Source organism: Mesorhizobium sp. M7A.F.Ca.CA.001.10.2.1 (genome assembly GCF_003998575.1).
Lineage (GTDB): Bacteria > Pseudomonadota > Alphaproteobacteria > Rhizobiales > Rhizobiaceae > Mesorhizobium.
In genome coordinates this window covers 1-3597 of the sequence record NZ_RZQY01000633.1, presented here as the reverse complement: position 1 = coordinate 3597, position 3597 = coordinate 1, and the positions used below count along the sequence as shown (strand labels likewise).

General features: G+C 62.2%; 5 protein-coding genes. 2 read left to right on the top strand and 3 right to left on the bottom strand.

Features of this window, described 5'->3' with window-relative positions; translation table 11 throughout:
• The 3 genes from trmFO to EN964_RS28825 all read right to left on the bottom strand — a co-directional run.
• Positions 1 to 1138: methylenetetrahydrofolate--tRNA-(uracil(54)-C(5))-methyltransferase (FADH(2)-oxidizing) TrmFO (trmFO, locus tag EN964_RS28835; protein WP_127277029.1), on the bottom strand; the 1138-nt coding region annotated here is incomplete at its 3' end.
• Positions 1139 to 1706: 568 nt separating this feature from the next.
• The gene (locus EN964_RS28830) at positions 1707 to 1847 is read right to left on the bottom strand and encodes a DUF1127 domain-containing protein (protein ID WP_013531314.1); all 141 of its coding nucleotides are present in this window, start codon (positions 1845 to 1847) and stop codon (positions 1707 to 1709) included.
• A gap of 49 nt (positions 1848 to 1896) precedes the next feature.
• A complete protein-coding gene (locus EN964_RS28825) occupies positions 1897 to 2037 on the bottom strand; it encodes a DUF1127 domain-containing protein (protein WP_013531315.1) in 141 nt (46 codons plus the stop codon).
• Between the two features lie 236 nt (positions 2038 to 2273).
• Here EN964_RS28825 and EN964_RS28820 point away from each other — a divergent pair, with 236 nt between their 5' ends.
• Positions 2274 to 3392 carry a DUF2157 domain-containing protein gene (locus EN964_RS28820; RefSeq protein ID WP_127269099.1) on the top strand — a complete coding sequence of 373 codons (1119 nt, stop codon included), beginning with the start codon at positions 2274 to 2276 and terminating at the stop codon, positions 3390 to 3392.
• Positions 3389 to 3597: GDYXXLXY domain-containing protein (locus EN964_RS28815; RefSeq protein WP_164776057.1), on the top strand; the 209-nt coding region annotated here is incomplete at its 3' end. The genes EN964_RS28820 and EN964_RS28815, both read left to right, overlap by 4 nt.

Genomic DNA, 3597 nt, shown 5'->3' with positions numbered 1-3597 from the left:
ACGGTGAGTGGCCGAGACGCTCGGCTGCGGCGAAGCGGCCGGCAAGCAGACCGATCGCGGCACTTTCGACATAGCCTTCGCACCCGGTGATCTGGCCGGCGAAACGCAGGCCGGGCCGCGACTTCAGTTGCAGCGAAGCGTCGAGCAAGGTCGGCGAGTTGATGTAGGTGTTGCGGTGCAGGCCGCCGAGGCGGGCGAAATCGGCGTTTTCGAGACCCGGAATGGTGCGGAACACCCGCACCTGCTCGGCATGCTTCAACTTGGTCTGGAAACCGACCATGTTGTAGAGCGTGCCCAGCGCATTGTCCTGCCGCAGCTGCACCACGGCATAGGCCTTTACGGTCGGATTGTGCGCGTTGGTCAGCCCCATCGGTTTCATCGGCCCGTAGCGCAGCGTCTCGACGCCGCGCTCGGCCATGATCTCGATCGGCAGGCAGCCGTCGAAATAGGGCGTGCCTTCCCATTGCTTGAATTCGGTTTTCTGGCCGTCGACCAGCGCTTGCACGAAGGCAAGGTACTGGTCCTTGTCCATAGGACAATTGATGTAGTCCTTGCCGGTGCCGCCTGGCCCGACCTTGTCGTAGCGCGACTGGAACCAGCAGGTATCCATGTCGATCGTGTCGAAATGGACGATTGGCGCGATGGCGTCGAAGAAGGCGAGCGCATCGGCGCCGGTCGCTTCCGCGATCGACTGGGCAAGCCCGGGGGCGGTCAATGGGCCCGTGGCGACGATCGCCTGGTCCCAATCCGCCGGCGGCAGACCAGGCACTTCCTCGCGCTGGATGGTGATCAGCGGGTGTGCTTCGAGCTTTTTCGTCACTGCGTCGGCGAACCCGTCGCGATCGACGGCCAGCGCGCCGCCGGCCGGAACCTGGTTGGCGTCGCCGGCGCTCATGATCAACGAGCCGGCCAGCCGCATTTCGGCATGCAACAGGCCGACTGCGTTGTTGTCGGCATCGTCGGAGCGGAAGGAATTGGAACAGACGAGCTCGGCCAGGCTGTCGGTCTTGTGTGCATCGGTGCCGCGAACGGGCCGCATTTCATGCAGGATGACCGGAACGCCGGCCTGCGCTGCCTGCCAGGCGGCTTCGGAACCGGCGAGGCCGCCGCCGATGATATGGATGGGGTTTTTGCTCATGAGCGCCGGAATAATCGCTTGGTGCGGCGATTGCAATTGCCGTGCGCGGTGCGGGGCAAACAGCTGCTGATGGGAGCGCCTCCTGAAAACGACAACACCCGCCGGGGGAGGAGGTCCGGCGGGTGTCGTTTTTGGGGTCGACCCTCGGGAGGAGGTGAAGGCCGACCATATTCGTCATCGCCGGGGAGGAGGTCGGCTTTGACGAAATTCCTTTCGCCATTTTTAAAAGGGGCGAAACCTCTGGAGCAAATTCGTTTTACTCCGGGGAAACAGCGCCCGCCGCGGGAGGAGGTGCAGCGGGCGCCGTTTTTGTGGCCAACCCTCGGGAGGAGGTGAGGGTCGGGCCTATTCGTCATCGCCGGGGAGGAGGTCGGCTTTGACGAAAACTCTTTCGCCGTTTGAAAGGGGCGAAACCTTTTGGGGCAAAATTCCTTTTGCCCCGGGTAACAGCGCCCGCCGCGGGAGGAGGTGCGGCGGGCGCCGTTTTGGTGGTCAACCCTCGGGAGGAGGTGAAGGTTGACCGGATCCGTCAGGGTCGGGGAGGAGGTCGACCCTGGCGAAATTCTGGTTAGATCGCCTGGCGGGCGATGATCTTGATTTCGTCGCGGACGATACCGAGATCATGCAGCTGGCGGTTGGAAAGGCGACCCAGCTCGGTAACCGTCTCGCGATAAACGCGCCAGTTACGATAATTGCGGATCAGGTTCATTGTCGTTCTCTTTTTCAAAACTGGTTCGGACCATTCGCGGTCCGAAGAATTAGACCGCCTTGCGAGCGACGTAAGGAATGTCGCTGCGGCTGATGCCGAGGTCGGTCAGTTCACGGTTGCTCAGGCGGCTCAGCTCGGACACGGTGTCCCTGTAGCGGCGCCAGTTGCGGTAGTTGCGGATCAGGTTCATGGTAGTTCTCGTTTCGTCTTTCTTGCGGATCATTCCGTTTGTGTACGAACTATAAATAGGCGGACCCATATCGATTTAAAAGCGCTATGGCTGCATGGCAGCAATGCAAATTGTGCAATGCAGCATTAACGGGCGTTCACGGACCTGACACAAAGAAACCCGAATCGGAAAATGCCGCCGCGTCAGCGGTTTGACCGGATCGGCTGAAAAAAAGACCGAACTGGGGGAGTGGCAGCATGGCGAGTTATTCGTCGCGGGTCAGGGCGGATATCGCGCGTTGGCTGCAGGCCGGGCTGATTGACGCCGCCACAGCCGATTCGCTTTCGCGCGATGTCGAGGCCAACGAGCGCAAGTCGCTCAGCTTCGGCTCTATCCTGGCGATGATGGCTGCCGTGCTGTTCGGAGCCGCCATCCTGATTTTCGTCGCCGCCAATTGGGACGCGACCCCGCGGCTGGCGCGCGTGGCGGCACTGTTTGCCGTCATCCTTGGTGGCTATGTCGGCGGCGCGGTGCTGAAGGCCCGCGACCATGCGGCGATCGGCGAAGCGCTCTGGATCGTGGCGGCTGCGGCTTTCGGCGGCTCGATCGCGCTGATCGGCCAGATGTATCATCTCTCGGGCGACGAGGCCTCGGCTCTGGTCACCTGGGGCGCCGGAACGGCGCTGGCGGCGGTGGCGCTGCGTTCTAATCCGCTGACGGTCGCTTCGGTCGGCATCGCCGATGCCTGGCTGTTCCTGAAAGGCTTCGACTACTACAGCCGCAGCGAATTTCCGCATGCCTTCTTGATCATGGCGATCGTGCTGTTTGCCGTCTCGTTCTGGACCCGCAGCCAGGCGGCTCGCCACCTGATCATCCTGTCGGTTCTGTTCTATCTTGTGCTGCTGGTCACCAACCACGACACGCTGCAGGTGGCGATCCCGCTGGTCGTCGTCTCGGCGCTGCTGTTCGCGGCCTCGGTCTTCGCGCCGGATCCAGTCGACCGGGTCGTGCAGCTCGGCGGCCGCTTGCCCTTGCACGCACTGCTCGGCTTCCTCACCGGCCTCGCAATGATTCAGTTCGAACTCGCCGACGAGAGCACCTACAACAGCGGTTTTGCCCTCGCTTCGGTGATCGCGCTTGCCGGCATTGTCGCCGCAATCGTGCTGGCAGGGCGGGAAAGCCGTGGGCTGCGCTGGTTTGCCTATCTCGGCTTCGCCTTCGAACTCGCCATCATCTATGTGGTGACCTTGCAATCGATGCTCGATACGGCCGGCTTCTTCCTGGCCGCCGCGGTGCTGCTCGGCATCCTTGCGATCGTCATCATCCGCGTGGAAAAGCGTATGAAAGGTCCAGATGCCAAAGGAGCCACGGCATGATCACCGGGAAAAGGCTTGTCATCTCGGCACTGGTGCTGGCGCTCGTCCAGATCGGCTTCCTGAGCTGGATCATCGCCGGCCGCGCGGCGATCCTGCGCAACGGCAAAGAGGTGCTGCTGAAGATCGAGCCCGTCGATCCGCGCGACCTCCTGCGCGGCGACTATATTATCCTGGGCTACGATATTTCGCGCATACCGGTGAAAAT